Source organism: uncultured Aquimarina sp., from assembly GCF_947496855.1.
Lineage (GTDB): Bacteria > Bacteroidota > Bacteroidia > Flavobacteriales > Flavobacteriaceae > Aquimarina.
The window spans coordinates 1,080,980-1,100,571 of the sequence record NZ_CANMED010000001.1 but is presented as its reverse complement, the minus strand read 5'-3'; the positions used below and the strand labels follow the sequence as shown (position 1 = coordinate 1,100,571).

Annotated in this window: 17 protein-coding genes; 14 read left to right on the top strand and 3 right to left on the bottom strand. The window is 31.8% G+C overall.

Features of this window, described 5'->3' with window-relative positions:
- The first annotated feature begins 14 nt into the window (after nt 1–14).
- Nucleotides 15–1,001 (top strand): 6-phosphofructokinase, encoded by a 987-nt coding sequence (pfkA, locus tag Q0921_RS04880; RefSeq protein ID WP_299254097.1) that lies wholly within the window; start codon nt 15–17, stop codon nt 999–1,001.
- Between the two features lie 639 nt (nt 1,002–1,640).
- Here pfkA and Q0921_RS04875 read toward each other — a convergent pair.
- From Q0921_RS04875 to Q0921_RS04865, 3 genes are all read right to left on the bottom strand, one after another.
- Nucleotides 1,641–2,201: a hypothetical protein gene (locus Q0921_RS04875; RefSeq protein WP_299254095.1), complete on the bottom strand. Its 561-nt coding sequence runs from the start codon at nt 2,199–2,201 to the stop codon at nt 1,641–1,643.
- A 63-nt stretch (nt 2,202–2,264) separates the two neighbouring features.
- Nucleotides 2,265–2,645: a RidA family protein gene (locus Q0921_RS04870; RefSeq protein WP_299254093.1), complete on the bottom strand. Its 381-nt coding sequence runs from the start codon at nt 2,643–2,645 to the stop codon at nt 2,265–2,267.
- A 189-nt stretch (nt 2,646–2,834) separates the two neighbouring features.
- Nucleotides 2,835–5,615, bottom strand: a complete 2,781-nt coding sequence (locus tag Q0921_RS04865) for a putative LPS assembly protein LptD (RefSeq protein ID WP_299254091.1) — start codon at nt 5,613–5,615, stop codon at nt 2,835–2,837.
- A 198-nt stretch (nt 5,616–5,813) separates the two neighbouring features.
- Here Q0921_RS04865 and Q0921_RS04860 point away from each other — a divergent pair, with 198 nt between their 5' ends.
- The 13 genes from Q0921_RS04860 (at nt 5,814) to Q0921_RS04800 (ending at nt 19,554) form a co-directional block, all read left to right on the top strand.
- On the top strand, nt 5,814–6,947 hold the full coding sequence (locus tag Q0921_RS04860; RefSeq protein ID WP_299254089.1) for an N-acetylmuramoyl-L-alanine amidase: 1,134 nt from the start codon (nt 5,814–5,816) through the stop codon (nt 6,945–6,947).
- A gap of 86 nt (nt 6,948–7,033) precedes the next feature.
- Nucleotides 7,034–7,984, top strand: a complete 951-nt coding sequence (locus Q0921_RS04855; RefSeq protein WP_299254087.1) for an MlaD family protein — start codon at nt 7,034–7,036, stop codon at nt 7,982–7,984.
- Nucleotides 7,985–7,997: 13 nt separating this feature from the next.
- A complete protein-coding gene (locus tag Q0921_RS04850; RefSeq protein ID WP_299254084.1) occupies nt 7,998–9,317 on the top strand; it encodes a (Fe-S)-binding protein in 1,320 nt (439 codons plus the stop codon).
- 67 nt (nt 9,318–9,384) lie between these two features.
- Nucleotides 9,385–9,831: a phosphoheptose isomerase gene (locus tag Q0921_RS04845; RefSeq protein WP_299254081.1), complete on the top strand. Its 447-nt coding sequence runs from the start codon at nt 9,385–9,387 to the stop codon at nt 9,829–9,831.
- 63 nt (nt 9,832–9,894) lie between these two features.
- The gene (locus Q0921_RS04840) at nt 9,895–10,686 is read left to right on the top strand and encodes a (Fe-S)-binding protein (RefSeq protein WP_299254079.1); all 792 of its coding nucleotides are present in this window, start codon (nt 9,895–9,897) and stop codon (nt 10,684–10,686) included.
- A 122-nt stretch (nt 10,687–10,808) separates the two neighbouring features.
- The gene (locus Q0921_RS04835) at nt 10,809–11,294 is read left to right on the top strand and encodes an ABC transporter ATPase (RefSeq protein WP_299254077.1); all 486 of its coding nucleotides are present in this window, start codon (nt 10,809–10,811) and stop codon (nt 11,292–11,294) included.
- Nucleotides 11,295–11,451: 157 nt separating this feature from the next.
- On the top strand, nt 11,452–14,313 hold the full coding sequence (locus Q0921_RS04830; RefSeq protein ID WP_299254764.1) for a glycoside hydrolase family 3 N-terminal domain-containing protein: 2,862 nt from the start codon (nt 11,452–11,454) through the stop codon (nt 14,311–14,313).
- A gap of 40 nt (nt 14,314–14,353) precedes the next feature.
- Nucleotides 14,354–15,256: an aldo/keto reductase family oxidoreductase gene (locus Q0921_RS04825; protein WP_299254074.1), complete on the top strand. Its 903-nt coding sequence runs from the start codon at nt 14,354–14,356 to the stop codon at nt 15,254–15,256.
- Nucleotides 15,257–15,650: 394 nt separating this feature from the next.
- Nucleotides 15,651–16,379, top strand: a complete 729-nt coding sequence (locus tag Q0921_RS04820; RefSeq protein WP_299254072.1) for a hypothetical protein — start codon at nt 15,651–15,653, stop codon at nt 16,377–16,379.
- Nucleotides 16,380–17,612, top strand: a complete 1,233-nt coding sequence (locus tag Q0921_RS04815) for a hypothetical protein (protein ID WP_299254069.1) — start codon at nt 16,380–16,382, stop codon at nt 17,610–17,612.
- Nucleotides 17,587–17,955, top strand: coding sequence for a hypothetical protein (locus Q0921_RS04810; RefSeq protein WP_299254066.1), 369 nt, complete (start codon nt 17,587–17,589; stop codon nt 17,953–17,955). The genes Q0921_RS04815 and Q0921_RS04810 overlap by 26 nt, the downstream gene beginning before the upstream one ends.
- The gene (locus Q0921_RS04805) at nt 17,948–18,412 is read left to right on the top strand and encodes a type II secretion system protein (RefSeq protein WP_299254063.1); all 465 of its coding nucleotides are present in this window, start codon (nt 17,948–17,950) and stop codon (nt 18,410–18,412) included. Before Q0921_RS04810 ends, Q0921_RS04805 begins: the two co-directional genes overlap by 8 nt.
- On the top strand, nt 18,412–19,554 hold the full coding sequence (locus tag Q0921_RS04800) for a type II secretion system F family protein (protein ID WP_299254060.1): 1,143 nt from the start codon (nt 18,412–18,414) through the stop codon (nt 19,552–19,554). Before Q0921_RS04805 ends, Q0921_RS04800 begins: the two co-directional genes overlap by 1 nt.
- Nucleotides 19,555–19,592 lie beyond the last annotated feature (38 nt).

The following is a 19,592-nucleotide window of genomic DNA, read 5'->3' as shown; positions in this document are numbered from 1 at the left end:
TTCACACACAATAAATGGCTAGACAAATTAAAACTATCGGAGTAATGACCTCTGGCGGTGATTCTCCAGGGATGAATGCTGCGATACGAGCAGTTGCTCGTGCCTGTTCATATTACAATGTAAAGTGTATTGGTTTTTATCGAGGATATCAAGGAATGATAGAAAATGATTACTGTGAACTCAATGCCAGAAGTGTACGTAATATAATAAGTACAGGCGGGACGATCCTTAAATCAGCTCGTTCTAAGGAGTTTAGAACAGCTGAAGGAAGAAAAAAAGCAGCAGAGAATCTCAAAAAAGCTGAGGTTGATGCTATGATATTGATCGGTGGTGATGGTACTTTCAAAGGTGGTGAAATATTTAGTAAAGAACACAATATTCCTATTATTGGCGTTCCTGGAACCATTGATAATGATATTGCAGGTACTAATTTTACAATAGGATATGATACTGCACTGAATACCGTTGTAGAAGCCATTGATAAGATCAGAGACACCGCTAGTTCACACGATCGTTTGTTTTTTATAGAGGTGATGGGACGTGATGCAGGATTTATAGCATTAAATACTGGAGTAGGAGCGGGAGCAGAGGAAATACTAATTCCAGAAGAAGATTTAGGACTAGATAGGTTACTAGAATCCTTAAAACGAAGTAAACGTTCAGGTAAATCTTCTAGTATTGTAGTTGTTTGCGAAGGTGATAAGATTGGAAAAAATGTGTACGAACTTGCTGATTATGTTACTGAGAATTTACCAGATTATGATGTAAGAGTAACTGTTCTAGGACACATGCAGCGAGGAGGTACTCCTTCTTGTTTTGATAGAACATTAGCCAGTAGGCTCTGTGTAAAGGCGGTAGAGTCTTTATTGGATGGAGAGGAAAACGTAATGGTTGGTATACTTAATAATGAAATAGTTTCAACCAATTTTCATGAAGGATTAAAAGAAGATCATAGTATTAATAAAGAATTACTGCGTATTTCAGATATACTTTCTGTATAATGCTACGCCTTATATAGATTTCTAATGAAATTATGCTTTCTTTTTTAAGGGTATGCGTTACATTATTAATACTAAACTCGATTTTTCTTCGAAAATTTCTACAGTTATAGGGAAGTAGTTTTATGTGTTTTTGTTTTTTGCCCTTTGTTTAAAAACCAAAACTATAATTACAAAAGAAAGAATATGGAATTTTGTAATAGAAGATAAAGTAGCAAGGACTAAAAATAGAAAAGCGAGATCATTTTTAATATATCTCGCTTTTTAAGGTTTCCAATAATTTTGTGCCCAACAACTTGTAGGCAAGACCGAATTTTTATCGCTCGGTGTTTCCTGAATTTTCATCTTCGATTACCTATGAATTGCATAAGCTGAAGATGCAGGAAGTTCTTTTAAAAAGTTCATAAACGACGTAAAGTTAAACCTGAATGTAAATAGTGAATTTTTCATAATATATTTATTTAATTATTAATTACTATTTAATATTCAATTGCCGTGCCAAAATTAAAAAATCATTGTAAGGTGCTAATTTTTATCATATTTTATAAAAGTTCTAGCTAAAGTTTTAAAGTAAGAAGTAAAAAAAAAATATAAGACTAAATAGATAGATCATGTTTATATAATTTTATAATTATTTTTAAGCTAACTAGACAAATTTCTAATACACTGTTCTCTAATTTTCCATATCTCACTAAATGAAAAATTTAGTTTTTCAGAGATAATCCACTCTTTGATAAAATCTTGATGGTATTTCACCTTGTAATCTCCTACCTGATCTGGTTGTATGCTTTTTTCAATTAGAACATCGTTTTTAATCTTTTCAAAATCCGATGAATGGGAGGTTACATCAATTGTTTCATCATTATATCTTAGATAGCAATGTGCTTCTGGAATATATTTCAGATCATTATCCAGAAGGGCATTTCCTATTTTAGGAGTATTTGTATGATTCATTTTATAGATACCTATAATAAGCTCTATTTCCTGTACTTCATTTAGATTTGCGATCCTTTTTAATAAAGCATGTTTAGAACTGCAGGTCCCTCTATTTTCTGTAACAACTAGTGAAGCATCAGTTCTATTAAAATTTCTGCCATAGGGAATGTTTTTCATGTAGTTTATAAGTTCAAACCAAGAAGTGATTCCTTTTTCTAGGATGACTTTGGATAAACGATCTTCGGAATTAATTTTGAAATCAAACATGATTGAAAATATAAAACTCAAGTAAAATTTACTTGAGTTTTATAGTATATTTTTTAAAAGAACTTATTTAACGGCAATCACAGAGATTTCTACGTTTACAAATTTTGGTAATGCTGCAACAGCAACCGTTTCTCTGGCAGGGGCAGTTTCTTCATTAAAGTAACTTCCATATACTTCATTTACTTGCGAAAAATTATTCATATCACTAAGAAAAATTGTAGTCTTAATAATATTTTCGAAAGTCATATCTACTTCATCCAAAATTGCTTTAAGATTTTGCATCACCTGTTCTGCTTCTGTTTTTATGTCATCCATGACTAGTTCACCCGTTTCTGGATTAATGGCAATTTGACCAGAGGTGTATAATGTATTTCCGTTAAGAATAGCTTGATTGTAAGGTCCTATAGGAGCTGGAGCTTTAGAAGTAGTTATGATTTTTTTCATGATTTGTGAAATAGTGTGATTTGTTTTAGTAGAATTCTATCAAAAATAATATTTATTCTTCGAAATTTATTACAAAACAATAATAGTTCTTATATCTAATAATACAGTAATCTAAAACTTAAGGATTCCATTGTCATAAGCTCCAATGTATGTACTAGAAACCTAATTATTCAGAAATCAAGAAATAATTTATAATTGTCTGTCTGGTTCTCGTCTTTTATCGTATTTAATATCACTAAGAACTGAAGATTTAATTCCGATAAAAAAGTTCCAAGACGTTCGGTCACTAAAAGGGATCCAGTTAAAACTCATATTCCAGCTGTCCAAATCTCTTTGGAATCTAAGGTTGGTATATGTAAATCCCGGGTTTTTAAGATCATATCCAGAAGATACACCTACAGACCATTTAGGAGCTAATTCTACATCACCAGAGAACATAATCGAATGAGATGATATTTCGTTTTGTCGAGCATTATTACTATAGTTAACGGTGTAGGATAAGCGTAAGGACCAAGGAATTTTATAACTATAATTTTTTACATCCTTTTGTTCACGATCGTTATCGTTTTGTCGATATGTTTGCTCTTCTCTAAAATCTGTTCCTCCACCAAACAGGTTATCTGGCCTACCGCCATTTCTTAAAGTTTGGTTATTTAAAGGGTCTTCTTCAGATTTTCCTTTTTCAAAATCTTTGCTAGAAAACGAGTATCCAAAATTAGCACTAGCTCTAGTTAATCTAAACAAACTACCACCATTATCAATGTTCCAAACATCAATTTTACGATTGTTATTGTCCAATGCATAAGGATCTAACTCCATACTAAAATTAATATCTAACTTATTCTGAACAATGGGAATATTTCCAGTAATAGATAAAGGACTAACTTGAAGCGAGTCACCAGCAATATTATAAGCTGTTCGGAGATTTAAATTATTTAATAATACTACTTTTTTTGCTTCAGTAGTAGTAGTATCCCTGCTTTTTACCTTTGCTTCTAAATTATTACTTAAGGAAAACCCTACACTACTCGAAAAAGTATTACTTGGCGCACCAAAAAAACCACCTTCAAAACGAGAATATTCAACCACTTCTGTTTCATCAATATCCGGTGTGCTCAGATCATCGGGGATTGTGTATTCATCATAGAATTGATCAAAAGCTGGATTGATACTGTAACTTATAGCAGGTCTCATCGTATGACGAATCGCTTGTATTTTTTTATCTTTTTTAAAATTAAAGGTACCATAAATAGTGGTTCCTAAACTAGCTGAAAAATTATAAGTTCTATAAGCATCAAAACCTGCAATAGTATCCCTTACGACTTCACCTGCTCCATCATTGGCATCTTCATCAAATCTTTGGTTGATGGTTTCAAATACCCAGTTTTCTTGAAAACTTGTTCCTGTAGTAGCACTTAAATATTGAAAAATCTTAAAATTAGTACTGATAGGAATAGAATGTTGCATTCCTATACTTGCTCCCTTAAACATTTCAGCAGTAAAAAGTTCTTCATCCGTAGTCTCAATGTTATTTTCTCCTCTAAAGTTATATTGCGTATTAATATTCTGAATAATTCCTTTTTTAACGCCTACTTTCGGTGCAAAAGGAAATATTCTTGATACACTAGCATTTACATTAGGGAGTGATAGATTTACTATTCCTGTTTGAGTATTAGATCTATGCGTAGCGGCTAAATTAACATTTACTTGTGGATCTCCTTGGAACGTTTTAGCATAGGAAACAGAAGAACTAAGTTGGTTATTTAAGAAATTACCGGTATTTAATTGATTTGTAGACTGCTGAAAAAAGTCACTACTACCAAAGTTTACGGATGCAGAAAATCTTGAGTTAGGGTTTGCTTTTGCATCCTGATTATGAGTCCACTGAATATTATATGTAGTAGTTCTTGAGAAATCAGGAAAACCTCGTTCACTAGTTAGATTGTTTTCAAACCTAAACCGAACATTACCTCTGTATTTATAACGCACTGCATATGCAGATTCCGTTAGGAGTGTATAACTGCCATTTGTATAATAATCACCAGTAATTGTTAAATCGGCAAAATCACTTAGTGCAAAATAGTATCCACCATTCTGAAGGAAATATCCTCTATTATTTTCTTCTCCATAACTAGGGATAATGAAACCAGAAGTTCTGTTTTCCTGCAATGGGAAATAACCAAAAGGTAAACCAAGAGGTGTTGGAACATCTGCAATAAACATATTTACAAGACCAGTTACAATCTTCTTTTTAGGGACTAGTTTTATTCGTCTGGCATAAAAGTAATAATCTGCGTTATCAACATCTTCAGCAGTAGTGAATTTTACATTACTCATATATATAACAGAGTCATTTTCTCTTTTTGATACTTCTCCTTTAACATTCATTTCACCTTGTTTGGTTCTGGAATTATAAATAAGAGCTTTTTTTGTGTCAAAATTAAAACGAATAGAATCTGGTTCTACTACATTTTGGGCTTGTTTAAAAACTGGAGTTTGAGAATAATCACCAACAGAATCTTTAATTCCATAGGCATATACTTCATTCTTAGCATTATCAACAATAATAAGTCCAGCGTTAATTTGCATTTCACCATATATAATTTCAGCTTCATTGTAGAGGTACATTTTGTTTTCTCTACGGCTAAGTTTCATATAATCAGTAGATTTGTATTTTACCTTATCCGTCAATAATTGCGGTGGTTCCACCGTAGTGTCTTTCTTAGTCGTGTCCTGATCTTTCTCATTCTGTAGTATTTCTGATTTTGGATCTACAGTGTTCTTAGGTATAGAAAGAGTATCCTTTTTAACTGGAACTGGTTTCTTAGTGGTTTTATCAAACTCTTGTGCAGTTGTATAACAAATACAAAATAGTGAAAAACTTAGTGAATAAAGTATGTTACGTACCGTTGTTTGCAATGGTTTAAATCCTATTTTTGTAAAACTATGGCTTAGTTTTTGAAGTGCCAAAATTACATATATTTTTTATGTAGAGATTGTAATTGGTGAAAAAATAAATATTTATATCAAATACAGGGCTCTAACGTTATTATAAATAAAACTTGTATTGTAATTTCTAAGATCATAACCATATGATTTTAGAATTATTATACTAAATACGGAAACATTTAGGTAATGTTTCAAGCTAAGTGATAATTTTGTATAATTATGAAAAAGAAAATAATATATAGCTCCTTGTCGATTGTGTTGATTTTTATACTATCTGCATTTTCTATATCAGTAGGAAAGACTAGTCTTAAAGAGAAGTTTGTGGTGGTTTTAGATGCCGGACATGGTGGACATGATCCTGGAAATAGAGGGAATGGTTATAAGGAAAAAGATATTTCACTTAAAGTGGTGTTAGCAGTTGGAGCGGCTTTAGAAAAAGACGATAGATTTAAGGTGGTTTATACAAGGAAGACAGATAAATTCATAGAATTACACGAAAGAGGGAAAATAGCAAATAAGGAAAAAGCTGATTTGTTTGTGTCTGTGCACTGTAATTCGCACCATTCTCAAGCGTATGGAACAGAAACGTTTGTACTAGGTTTGCATGCTAATGATGAAAACTTTAATGTAGCAAAAAATGAAAACTCTGTTATTTTACTTGAAGATAACTATGAAGCAAATTATGATGGATTTGATCCTAATTCTCCAGAATCTATTATAGGGTTAACATTAATGCAGGAAGAATATCTTGATCATAGCCTTACGTTAGCAAGTTTTGTGCAGAATCGATTTAATAAAACATTAAAGAGAAAAAGTAGAGGAGTAAAACAAGCAGGTTTTGTTGTATTACATCAAACATATATGCCAAGTGTGTTAATAGAATTAGGATTTCTTACTAATAATAAAGAAGGGAAATATCTTAATTCGAAGAAAGGCCAGGAAGAAATGGCTAAATCTATAATCAAATCAATAGTCGATTATAAAGAAAGTCTGGATGCAGCATATTATGTTCCAGAACCTGAAATCCCAGAAATAGTTAATAATGATTCTATAACACAAGCAGTGGGAGAGCAATTATATGATAACATAATTTTTAAGGTTCAGATTGCAGCCGGTTCTAATGATATTGAACTTGCTCCCAAAAATTTTAACGGATTAGATCAATTATCTAAAGTTCAGTTTGGTGAGTTACATAAATATTATTTCGGAAACACCTCTAATTATAATTTAATCAAGCAGTTAAAAGGGGTAGCTGAAGAGAAAGGATATACCTCTTGTTTTGTGGTTGCGTTTAAGGATAATGAATTAATTCCACTTACAGAAGCGTTAAAAACAGATGCTTCATCGAATTAATCTAAATAAATACTGAGAATTCGTTCGTTAATAATCTTTAGAAGTATTTTTTTTGTTCTAAATTTGTGTCCTAAACATATGCTATTTTGAAATTTACTCGCGAAGTTAAAACAGGAATTTTAGCACTCTCTGCTATAGCACTTTTGATTTTTGGTTATAGTTTTTTAAAAGGTAAAAACCTTTTGAATGATGATAGAACTTTTTATGCTATATATGATAATGTAGAAGGTCTAATACCTTCTTCTGCTGTTACCATAAATGGTTTAGTGGTTGGTAAAGTAATCTCTATAGGTTTTGCCGATACTAATGGAAAGCTATTGGTTAAATTTAATGTTAATAATAAGTTTTCTTTTTCTAAAAATAGTTTAGCAAAGGTTTATGGAGGTGGTTTAATTGGAGGCAAAAGCCTTGCAATAGAACCAATTTATGAACAAGGACTCGAAGCGAAAGATCAAGATACACTTCCGGGAAAAGTAGAAGCAGGCCTTCTGGAACTGGTGAATGAACAGTTAACTCCTCTTCAGCTCAAGTTAGAATCAGCAATAAAAGATGCAGACACCTTATTAACTTCTGTAAATGAAATTTTATCTATTGATAATAAAAACAATCTAAACTCTATATTTAAAGACCTAAGTATTACCGTTAAGAACTTCAAAGGAGCATCTGGAGCTTTGAACAATATTTTATCAGGAAATGAAGGGAAGCTAAATAGTACACTTTCTAATCTCGATGAAATGTCAACGAATCTCAACCAATTTTCGGATTCTTTGTCAAAGGTTAACATAGGTAAACTGGTTAATGATTTAGATAGTGTTTTAGCTAATTTCGAAAAAATCTCTAAAGATTTAGAAGTAGGAAACGGAACTGCAGGTAAACTACTTAAGGACGATAAATTATATGGTAATTTAGAAAAAGCCAGTAAAGAGCTAGAATTATTACTTCAGGATCTGCGATTGAACCCTACAAGATATGTAAACGTCTCTGTCTTTGGAAAAAAGAACAAACCATACGTAAAACCTACAGATTCAATAAATTAACTACTGCCAAACTATGCAATATATTCCTAATATCATATTTATAATTGTTTTAACAGCCGGAATTGGATATTTTACTAAAAACATTCGTAAAGTTATTCGGAATATTCGATTGGGTAAGGACATAGATCGAACTGACAACAAAAAAGAGCGTTTCAATAATATGGCACGTATTGCTTTTGGGCAATCTAAAATGGTAAGAAGACCTATTTCAGGAATATTACACGTTGTTGTTTATTTAGGATTTGTTATTATTAATATTGAAGTGCTAGAAATTATTATAGATGGTATTTTAGGTACACATAGGATATTCAGTTTCTTAGGAGGTTTTTATGATTTCCTAATCGGTTCTTTTGAAATTTTAGCACTTTTAGTACTAGTGAGCGTATTTATATTCTGGATAAGAAGAAATGTTATAAATATTAAGCGTTTTAAGACTTTAAAAGGTTGGCCTAAGAATGATGGTAATATTATCCTATATTTTGAAGTTGTATTAATGACGTTGTTTCTTACAATGAATGCCGCAGATTTCCAATTACAAAGTTTGGGTGCAGAACATTATGCGAAAGCTGGAGCGTATCCAGTAAGTCAATATATATCACCATTATTTAATGGAATGTCACAAGCAACCTTAATTCTTGTTGAAAGAGGAGCCTGGTGGATGCATATTATAGGAATTTTAATATTCCTGAACTACTTATATTTCTCTAAACACTTACATATCCTTTTAGCATTTCCTAATACATATTATGGAGATCTAAATCCTAAAGGACAAATGGATAACTTAGAGGCTGTTACCAATGAAGTGATGCTTATGATGGATCCAAATGCAGACCCGTTTGCAGCTCCTTCGGATGATGAAGCCGAAACGGAACCAGAAAAATTTGGAGCATCTGATGTAACGGATCTAAACTGGGTACAATTACTTAATTCTTACACCTGTACAGAGTGTGGTCGTTGTACAAGTGAATGCCCTGCAAACCAGACAGGTAAGAAGTTGTCGCCTCGTAAAATTATGATGGATACCAGAGATCGACTTCAGGAAGTGGGAGATAATATTGATAAGAACGGTAGTTTTGTCGACGATGGCAAACAATTATTAAACGATTATATTACTCCAGAAGAATTATGGGCGTGTACAAGTTGTAATGCTTGTGTGGAGGCTTGCCCTGTGAGTATTAGTCCGTTATCTATTATTTTAGATATGAGAAGATATTTAGTAATGGAACAAAGCGCAGCACCGACAGATCTTAATAATATGATGTCAAATATCGAAAACAATGGAGCTCCTTGGCCATTCAACCAAATGGATAGATTAAACTGGAGCAAAGAGTAAAAACTATAAGATTATTAACCATAACTATTAACCATAAACTTTAAAAAATTAAGAGAATTTAGAAATTATGAAGAAGGAAGAAGTAGAGAAATTATTGCACGATAAGATAGAAGCTGGAGAACATATTAGTCCTGTTTTACCGGAAGGGATTAAAAACTATCTTATTGATATTGATGGAACAATTACGGAAGACGTTCCTAATGAAGAACCAGAGAGAATGGCTACTTGTGAACCATTCCCAGATGCATTAATTACATTGAATAAATGGCATGAAGAAGGACATATTATATGCTTTTTTACATCCAGAACAGAAGATCATAGAGAAGTTACTGAGACTTGGTTAAATAAACATGGATTTAAATATCATAGTCTTCTAATGGGTAAACCAAGAGGAGGGAATTATCATTGGATAGATAATCACTTGGTAAAGGCTACTCGTTATACAGGTAAATTTACTGAATTAGTAGAAAGAGTAGTTACTATCGAAGTTTTTGATGACGGTAAACACGATTAAATATAGATTTTTGATTTGATGAATTTTCAAACAAAAATCATTACATATAAATAGTATATACATATGAGTGAAGCATTAAAGGTGCCAACGATGGCAGAGTATATGGCTGAGGGTAAAAGGCCAGAAGTTTTATTTTGGGTAGGATGTGCTGGTAGTTTTGATGACAGAGCCAAGAAAATCACAAAGGCTTTTGTGAAATTACTTCATAGTTCCAAAGTAGACTTTGCTGTATTAGGTACTGAAGAAAGCTGTACTGGTGATCCTGCTAAAAGATCCGGGAATGAATTTTTATTTCAGATGCAGGCGGTTACCAATATAGAGGTAATGAATGCTTATGAAATAAAAAAAGTGGTTACCGCTTGTCCTCATTGTTTCAATACACTAAAAAATGAATACCCGGCATTAGGAGGTAATTATGAAGTAATGCATCATACGCAGTTTCTTAAATCGCTTTTGGATGAAGGGAGATTAACTGTAGAAGGTGGTAAGTTTAAGGGCAAACGTATTACTTTTCATGATCCTTGCTATCTAGGAAGAGCAAATGATGTGTATGAAGCACCTAGAGACCTTCTTAGAAAGTTAGAAGTAGAGCTTATAGAAATGAAACGTTGTAAGCGCAATGGATTATGCTGTGGAGCAGGAGGAGCACAAATGTTTAAGGAACCAGAACCAGGCAATAAAGACGTTAATATCGAAAGAACAGAGGATGCTCTAGAAACAAAACCTGATATTATTGCAGCAGGTTGCCCTTTCTGTAATACCATGATGACCGATGGTGTGAAAAGTAAAGAGAAAGAAGATAGTATAGATGTGATGGATGTAGCAGAATTAATTGCCAATGCTCAAGATTTATAAAAGTATTTTTTAATAAATTAAATATAATATTTAGAGAGTTGATATGTTTATTCATATTAACTCTTTTTTGTTGCAACAATTAGAAATAGTTTTTGTTATTTTAGAGAATAAAAAGAAAGCTGATGTTAGTAGATTTTAATGAGCTCCCTGATACCTCGAGAATTTGGATATATCAAGCCAACAGATCCTTTACTTCGGAGGAGTTAGAAGAGATAAAAATAAAGTTGGATACTTTTATAACCCAATGGACTGCACACGGATCAGATCTGAAGGCAGGGTATGATATAAAATATAAAAGGTTTATTAGTATTGCCCTAGATCAGGATATAAACGCAGCTACGGGGTGTTCCATAGATGCTTCTGTTCACTTTATCCAGAAATTAGAAGGCGATTACAATGTCGATTTGATGGATAAAATGAATGTTTCCTATAAACAGGGAGAGTTTGTTGCATATAAATCGCTTACAGACTTTAGGAAAATGGCAAAAAACAGATCTGTCTCTCCTAATACTATTGTGTTTAATAATTTAGTAACTAATATTGCCGAATATAAGACAGATTGGGAAGTTCCTGCTAAGGAGAGTTGGCATAACCGTTTTTTAAATTAGTTTTTTTGTGCGATATACTTTTACAAAATACTTTTCCTATATAATTTTTATTTTCACTTTATCAGTTTATTCCCAGCAATCTGATGTTTTAAAGATAGAAGATTCTATCGACGTAAACCATCCCGATTCTCTTACTATTGAATTAATAACTGATGTAATTCCATTAAGTCCTCTTGTTGTTATAGATGAATACGATACCCAAAGAGTGTGGGTAGATAGTATTTATAATAAAATGACACTAAAGGAAAAAATAGGGCAGTTATTTATGGTAGATGTTTTTTCTTCAGAACCTAAGAAAGAGACTGAAAAAATAAGGAAACTAATTGATGAATTTCATATTGGGGGAGTTATCTTTTCTAAAGGAGGGCCACAACGTCAGGCTAAATTAAATAACGAATATCAAGAACTTTCCAAAGTACCGTTGCTCATTGGAATGGATGCAGAATGGGGATTAGCTATGCGATTGGATTCCACCAAAGCTTTTCCTTGGAATATGACTTTAGGAGCTATTCAGAATAATGATTTAATAGAAGAAACTGGTCGGCAAATAGCTAAGCACTGTAAACGATTAGGCGTTCATATTAATTTTGCACCTGTTGTTGATATGAATACAAATCCAAAAAATCCAATTATAGGGAATCGTTCTTTTGGTGAGGACAAAGATAATGTGACAGAAAAGGCGTTAGCTTTTATGAAGGGAATGCAAAAAGAAGGTGTTCTAGCAAGTGCAAAACATTTTCCGGGTCACGGAGATACCGACAGTGATTCACATAAAACATTACCAACCATTAATTTTGATCAAAAAAGAATAGATAGTATAGAATTATATCCATATCGTAAACTAATTGCTGACGGATTATCTAGTGTGATGGTCGCACATCTTAATATTCCTAGTTTGGAACCTCGATCCGGATATCCATCCTCAATTTCTGAGAATGTAGTAACAAATATTTTGCAAGACAGTCTTGGTTTTAAAGGGCTAATCATTACAGATGCTTTAAATATGAAAGGAGCTTCTGATTTTAAGGCTCCTGGCGATATTGATCTTGCAGCTTTTAAGGCTGGAAATGATATTCTTTTAATATCAGAAGATGTTCCACTGGCATCTCAGAAAATTGTATCCGCATACTATGCGGGCGAAATTACAGAAGAACGCTTATCGCTTTCTGTTAAAAAGATATTACAAGCAAAATATAAGGCAGGACTTCATAAATACAAACCTGTGAAAATGGAATACCTTACCGAAGAGCTTAATAGTATTGCCAATGAGGTTTTGCATCATAAACTGGTAGAAAACTCTTTAACTTTAATTAAAAATGATCGAGCAATATTACCTGTTAAGAATTTGGATCTTAAAAAAGTAGCATATGTTTCTCTAGGAGATGATTCTGGAGAAATTTTTTTAGAAGAGTTGAACAAGTATGCTAAAGTAGATTGGGTAAAGGGTAATCAACTTCCTGATATATTAGATCAGTTACGAAACTATAATTATGTCATTGTTGGTTTACATAAATCAAATACAAACCCTTGGAAAGATTACAAGTTTAAGGATAAAGAATTAGTGTGGTTATATGAAATTGCAAGACTAAATAATACAGTGCTAAGTGTTTTTTCTCGTCCTTATGCAATGTTAGATTTGCAGACAACTACAAACTTCGAAGGTGTTTTAATGGCATATCAGAATAGTCCGATTGCCCAACAAAAAGCAGCTCAATTGCTTTTTGGAGCTATAGAAGCAAAAGGAAAACTTCCGGTAAGTCTTGGTGTAGATTTTCCTTTAGGAATGGGATTAGAAACAAGATCGTTAAAACGTCTTACCTATGGCATACCAGAAACGGTAGGTATGAACTCTCATAAGTTAAAGCGTATTGATTCAATAGTTGATATAGCATTAAAAGGAGATATGACGCCTGGCTTACAATTAATCGTTGCGAGAAAAGGTAAAGTAGTTTTTAATAAAAATTATGGATATCATACCTATTCAAAATCCCGAAAAGTTAAAAGTTCCGATATTTATGACTTAGCATCCTTAACCAAAATTCTTTCTACATTGCCATTAACTATGGAGCTTAAAGATAAGGGAATTTTATCTTTGGATTCTAGAGTAGGAGAGATGTTGCCTTCGTTTAGTGATTCCAATAAAAAAGATATTACAGTAAGATCGATGTTATCTCATTATGCACGATTAAGAGCTTGGATTCCTTTTTATTTGAAAACATTGGATACGGCTACAACAAGGCCTGATAAGAAATATTATAGAAATAAACCTTCTGATGAGTTTAATATTAAGGTGACTGCTAATTTGTATCTGAGAAGTGATATGAAAGATTCTCTAATGTTAAGGATAAAAGATAGCGAATTAAGAAGTAGACTCAGTTATAAATACAGTGATCTTCCATATTATTTAATGAAATCTTTTATTGAAGAACACTATGGGAATAGTTTAGACGCTTTGACGCAGCAACATATTTATAAAGGGATAGGAGCAAATAATATGGGATATTTACCTTTAAATAAGTTCGATAAAAAGCGCATTGTTCCTACCGAAAATGATCAAGCATATAGAAAAGAGATTGTTCATGGGTATGTTCACGATCAGGGAGCGGCAATGTTTGGAGGTATTGGAGGTCATGCAGGGTTGTTTTCTAATGCAAACGATGTTACTAAGATAATGCAGATGTATCTTAATGGCGGGTATTATGGTGGTAAGCAATATATAAGTAGTGAGACTATAGATGAGTTTAATACCTGCACATATTGCGATAAAAGAGTGAGAAGAGGAGTGGGCTTTGATAAACCTCAGTTAGGAGATGTGGGACCTACTTGTGGTTGTATATCGATGAATAGTTACGGACATAGTGGTTTTACTGGTACATTTACTTGGGCTGACCCTGATGAAGAAATAATCTACGTATTTCTAAGTAATCGTACATTTCCCGATTCTGCTAATCGGAAGCTTATATCTAATGATATTAGGTCAGAGATTCAGAGATTGATATATGAGGCAATAAATTATTGACAAGATATATATTAAGTCATTAGTCTAAAAATTTTATAAAATGAATACAAAACTTTCAGAAAACGGATCATTATTTTCTAGAATAGTTGCAGGATGTATGAATTGGGGAGAATGGGGAGCAAATCTTTCTATTGATGAATCTCAAAAATTAATTAAAGATTGCATTGGTATTGGTGTAACAACATTTGATCATGCAGATATTTATGGGCATTACACCACAGAAACATTATTTGGGAATGCTATAAAAGATAAAAGTTCATTAAGAAATCAAATGCAATTGGTTACTAAATGTGGTATTCAGTTAGTGACACCCAATCGTCCGGGCAACAAGATAAAATCTTACAATACAACGAAAAAATATATTATAGAGTCTGCAGAAAAATCATTGATGAATTTACAAACAGATTATATAGATATGTTGTTGATTCATAGACCAAGTCCTTTAATGAACCCATCTGAGATAGCAGAGGCATTTGCTATACTAAAGTCAAGTGGTAAAGTGTTGAGTTTTGGAGTGTCTAATTTTGCTACTTCTCAATTCGATATGTTAAATGCTTATTTCCCGCTACAAACCAATCAAATAGAAATCTCACCTTTACAGCTAGCACCATTCATTGATGGTTCCTTAGATCATTGTATACAACATAAAATAAAACCTATGGCATATTCTACACTTGCTGGAGGAAAGTTTTTTTCACAGCAATTAGATAAAAGAGTTGTTAGAATTAATAAAGTAGTGAGTCATTTAATAAAAAAGTATGATGTTCCTGCTGATCAGATATTAACCGCTTGGTTATTAAAACACCCATCAGGAATATTACCGGTAATGGGATCTACAAAAATAAACCGTATTCAGTCTGCTGTAAATTCGCTATCGCTTCAGATTACAGAAGAAGAATGGTTTAAGATATGGGAAGCTTCTACAGGTGAGGAGGTTGCTTAATTATATTTCTGTTTAGAAGCTCAAAAGGAGGTTTCAGCCTTCATTTTCGTTACTATAAAATTAAATACTACATCTTTTAGGAAAAGAAGTTGTTTTTTACGTGTCACATTTTATCAAAAAATAAAAAAAAATAAAAAAATCAAGGAAGAGAGGGTAACAAAATAATCATTCGCGACACATGTATATAGTAATAGTTTAGTTTGATAATCATGGTAGGCATTTTAATCAGATTAATTTTACTCAGAAATCAATGGCTACGGTGGCGTAGGGGTATGTGTGCCGTAGTCATATTTTTTATTGTTACTGTATATGTTTGATTATCAAAAAATTGCATTTTTTTGTTCTTTTTTTCAGATGAAAGTAGTTTATTTGCAAACCCAAAAAATCACCCAAAATGAAATTGTTATTTACACTGATTTTGCTATTCGGATCTACCCAGTATATCAACAAGGATATAAGTAGAAAGGTTATTTCTGATGATGATTATAATTATACATTCTTTGTTTCTGAAAAGAATACATCTAATTATCAAGATTTCAAGGAGTATCATTGGTATAAAAGTGGGAAAATTCATTCTTCTTTTGGAGGCGGTAATGGTCAAATTTTACATGGACAATATAATAAGACTTATAGAGGTAATGGAATTGCAGAACAAGGAGAGTTTTATTACGGTCTTAAGGATGATACATGGAGGAATTGGTATGAAAATGGAAAAATAAAGAAAATATCAAATTGGCAAAAAGGGTTTCTTTCTGGAGCTTATCGGGAGTTTACAGAATCTGGTATCTTATTGGTAAGTGGTAAGTATAAAAAGAATAAAAAACACGGTAGATGGATTCTTCATAATACCAAGGATACACTTTATTTCAAAAGAGGAAAAAAAGTAATTAAAGAAGAGGCTGTAGAAGAAATAGAGGATGATAAAAAGGAAAAGAAGAGCTTTATAATAAAGACCAAAGCCTTTTTTAAAGATATCTTTAAAAAGAAAACACCTGAAGAAAAAGAGAAAGCCAAGAAAGAAAAAGAGATTCGAAAGCAAAAGAAAGAAATAGAGAAAAAACGTAAAGAGTTAGCAAAAAAGAAAGAAGCTAGTAAAAAGAATACTTCAAAAAACAATAGGTAAATGTTAAAAGCAGGTTCTTTACTATATGCTATTTATGTCTGTTTGATTATCGCTATTCTAAGTGGTGGACTTATATACGTTTTTACAATCAACAAAACTTTAGCAACCAGACAATCAGTTAAAGAACAGCTTATAGATCGTTGTACTTCCTGTTTTAATTACTTTTTGTTAAACTCCGTATTATTCGGTAAAACGAGTACGCAACAAGTTGATCTATTTAATGATGGATTAATATGTGAGTTTACAAAAGAAAGGTGGGGAATGTATTCTAAATTATTAGGAAAATCTTTTTTCAAGAAAGATACAATTGATAGAAATTATATAATAGGAGAAGTCGTTGATCAAAATCCATTAGCACTATATCTATGTGATTTTGGAGAAGAACTTAAAATTTCAGGGACTACTAAGATTAAAGGAAATGTGAGACTCCCTAAGAAAAGATATAAAGTGGTTAATATTTTGGGTAATCAACAAGCCAATAATCCAAAACTAGAGGGGAATATTACTGTTTCATCTCAGAATTTACCTAAAATAATTTCTCCCAAATTAAAATACCCAAATAATACTATAGAAACTACTTTATCCAAGCTAAAGGAAAACCAACCAATCTTTCGCGGATTTGACCAGAAAACAGCTATAGTTTACCTAGATAAAGGAGAATCACTGGATAGATTAAATATCAAAGGTAATTTTATTTTTAAATCAAGAGATACAATACGTATTGATGATACAACAAAAATAGAAGATGTTATTGTTCAGGCGCCGAAAGTAGTATTAGAAGAAGGTTTTGAAGGAAGTTTGCAGATTTATGCAGATAAAGAAGTAGATATAGAATCGGACGTCAAGTTACGATATCCATCTTGTATTGTAATCGAAGCTTCGACAAGAGATTATAAAAAGAAAATTAATATAGCCGAAGATGTAGAGATTTATGGTGGAATTGTAATCAATGGTTCGAGTTTTAGAGAAAAGCAAAATAACTTTGTTGCTATCGATCAAAACTCTTTAGTGATGGGAGATGTTTATTGTAATGGTATTATGGAATTAAAAGGTAGTATTATAGGTTCTTTATATACGCATAAATTACAATTAGAAACAAGAAGCTCTAAGTATGCTGACGTTATTTTAAATGGTGTGATTGATGCAACTGAATTACCAGATAACTTTGTAAGACTGCCATTATTTGGAAGTACAGGAGAAAACAGATTTGAAAGAATTAAAAACATACAATAAACATCTCCTTAAAGGGAGTTCATTAATCGAATCGGTAATAGCCATTGCGATTATAGCTACTTGTTTATTAGTAGCGATTAGGTTGTATGCGGCAGTTTTAAACAGTAGTTCATCTTTGAGTTCTTATAAAATGAAGTTTAAAGTAGCAGAACTGTATAATAATGCTAAAATAACTAGTGATTTTGATGATGAATTATATGAATTCAAAACATATTCAATTAAAAAGAAAGTTGAAGATTTTCAAAGTAATAAGGAGTTGAAAAATATAAAATTTATAGTACAAACAGCTTCAGATACTATTGTATATAACTATTTATTAGTCAATAAAAAAAGAAATGAGTAAGGTAAAAGCATTTACTATATTAGAAATGTTAATTAACCTGACCATTATGTCAATCATAATGGGGCTAATATATTTTGCGTATGCCTCATTTGTAAAACAGGTAATAAATTATCAAGTTTCTATAGATGAACAAAATGAATTGACAACAAGTTATGTGCAATTAAGAACTGATTTTTTTAATGCAGAAAGAGTTGTGAAATCTTATAAAGGATTTAAGGTGATTCCTTATAACAATAAAGAAATAGAATATAAAATTACAGATAAATACCTTATTAGAATACAGGTTCATATGCTGGATACCTTACCTGTAAATAAACTTTCGATTTCATCTGATTTTAATATCATTACTAAAGAAGATCTTATTACTAAAATGATTATAGAAACAACGCTTTTTGATGAACCAATAGAGTTCGTAATAGCTAAGGATTATGCTCCTAATCTTAAACTGAAATTGTAATGGGAATTGATATAAGTAAAATCCATAAAAACACGAATGTTAAGATAGATAACAAACCATCTTCTGTTGGGAATTTCTTTAATCAAGAATTTAGCTTTTCCAAAAAAGTAGGAGCAAAGGAAAAAGTAGCATTATATAAAGATTTATCTACACTATTGAATGCAGGTGTAGATTTTAAAACGGCATTAGAGATATTAGCGAATCAACAGAAAAAGAAGTATTTAAAGGAGTTGATTTTGGAATTAAAATCCAAAATTATAAAAGGAAAAAGTTTTTACGAGGCTTTAGAAGATACAGGGCTTTTTTCTTCATATGAGTATTTCAGTATCAAGATAGGAGAGGAGACAAAAAAATTAGATACTGTTCTTTTGGAATTGCATAAATATTTTAAACGTCAGATTAAATTAAGAAAACAAATTATTTCGGTGATAACGTATCCGTCATTTGTTTTAATATTGACTGTAGGAGTTTTATACTTTATGTTAACCTATGTGGTTCCAATGTTTAAATCTGTATTTAATCAATTTGATGGAGAGCTTCCGGCATTGACTAAAAATATAATCATATTATCAGAAAAATTCCCGACCATATTCGTAGGAATATTGGTTGTTATTGTTACTTGTACGTTTTTATTTAAAGTATATAAGGAAAACCCATCTTTTAGAAATTTTAAGGCAAAATTTATTTTGAAAATTCCATTTTTTGGCAAACTAGTTAAAATGGTTTATTTGGCAAGGTATTGCCAGTTTTTAGATTTGTTATTGACTTCAAAAACCTCGTTAACAGAATCGTTGGATATGGTAAAAAAAATGATTGGCTTTTATCCTATAGAATCTTCAATTGATCCCATTAGAAATGATGTGATCAAAGGGGTCCCTTTTGCAGCAGCTATGAAAAAGCATAAGATTTATGAATATAAATTAATTTCTATGGTTGAAGTAGCAGAAGAAATTAATGAATTAGATACCATGTTTTCTCGATTAGCAGATGAATATGATGAAGAAGTCGAACACAAAACTAAAATGATTGGAGTAGTCTTAGAGCCATTGATAATTATTGTCATAGGGCTAATTGTTGGGCTAATAATGGTAGCTATGTATGCACCAATGTTTGATCTGAGTAAAATTATAAACGGAAATTAAAAAATTTAGATTTTGTTAACACAATTTAATACTTTTGC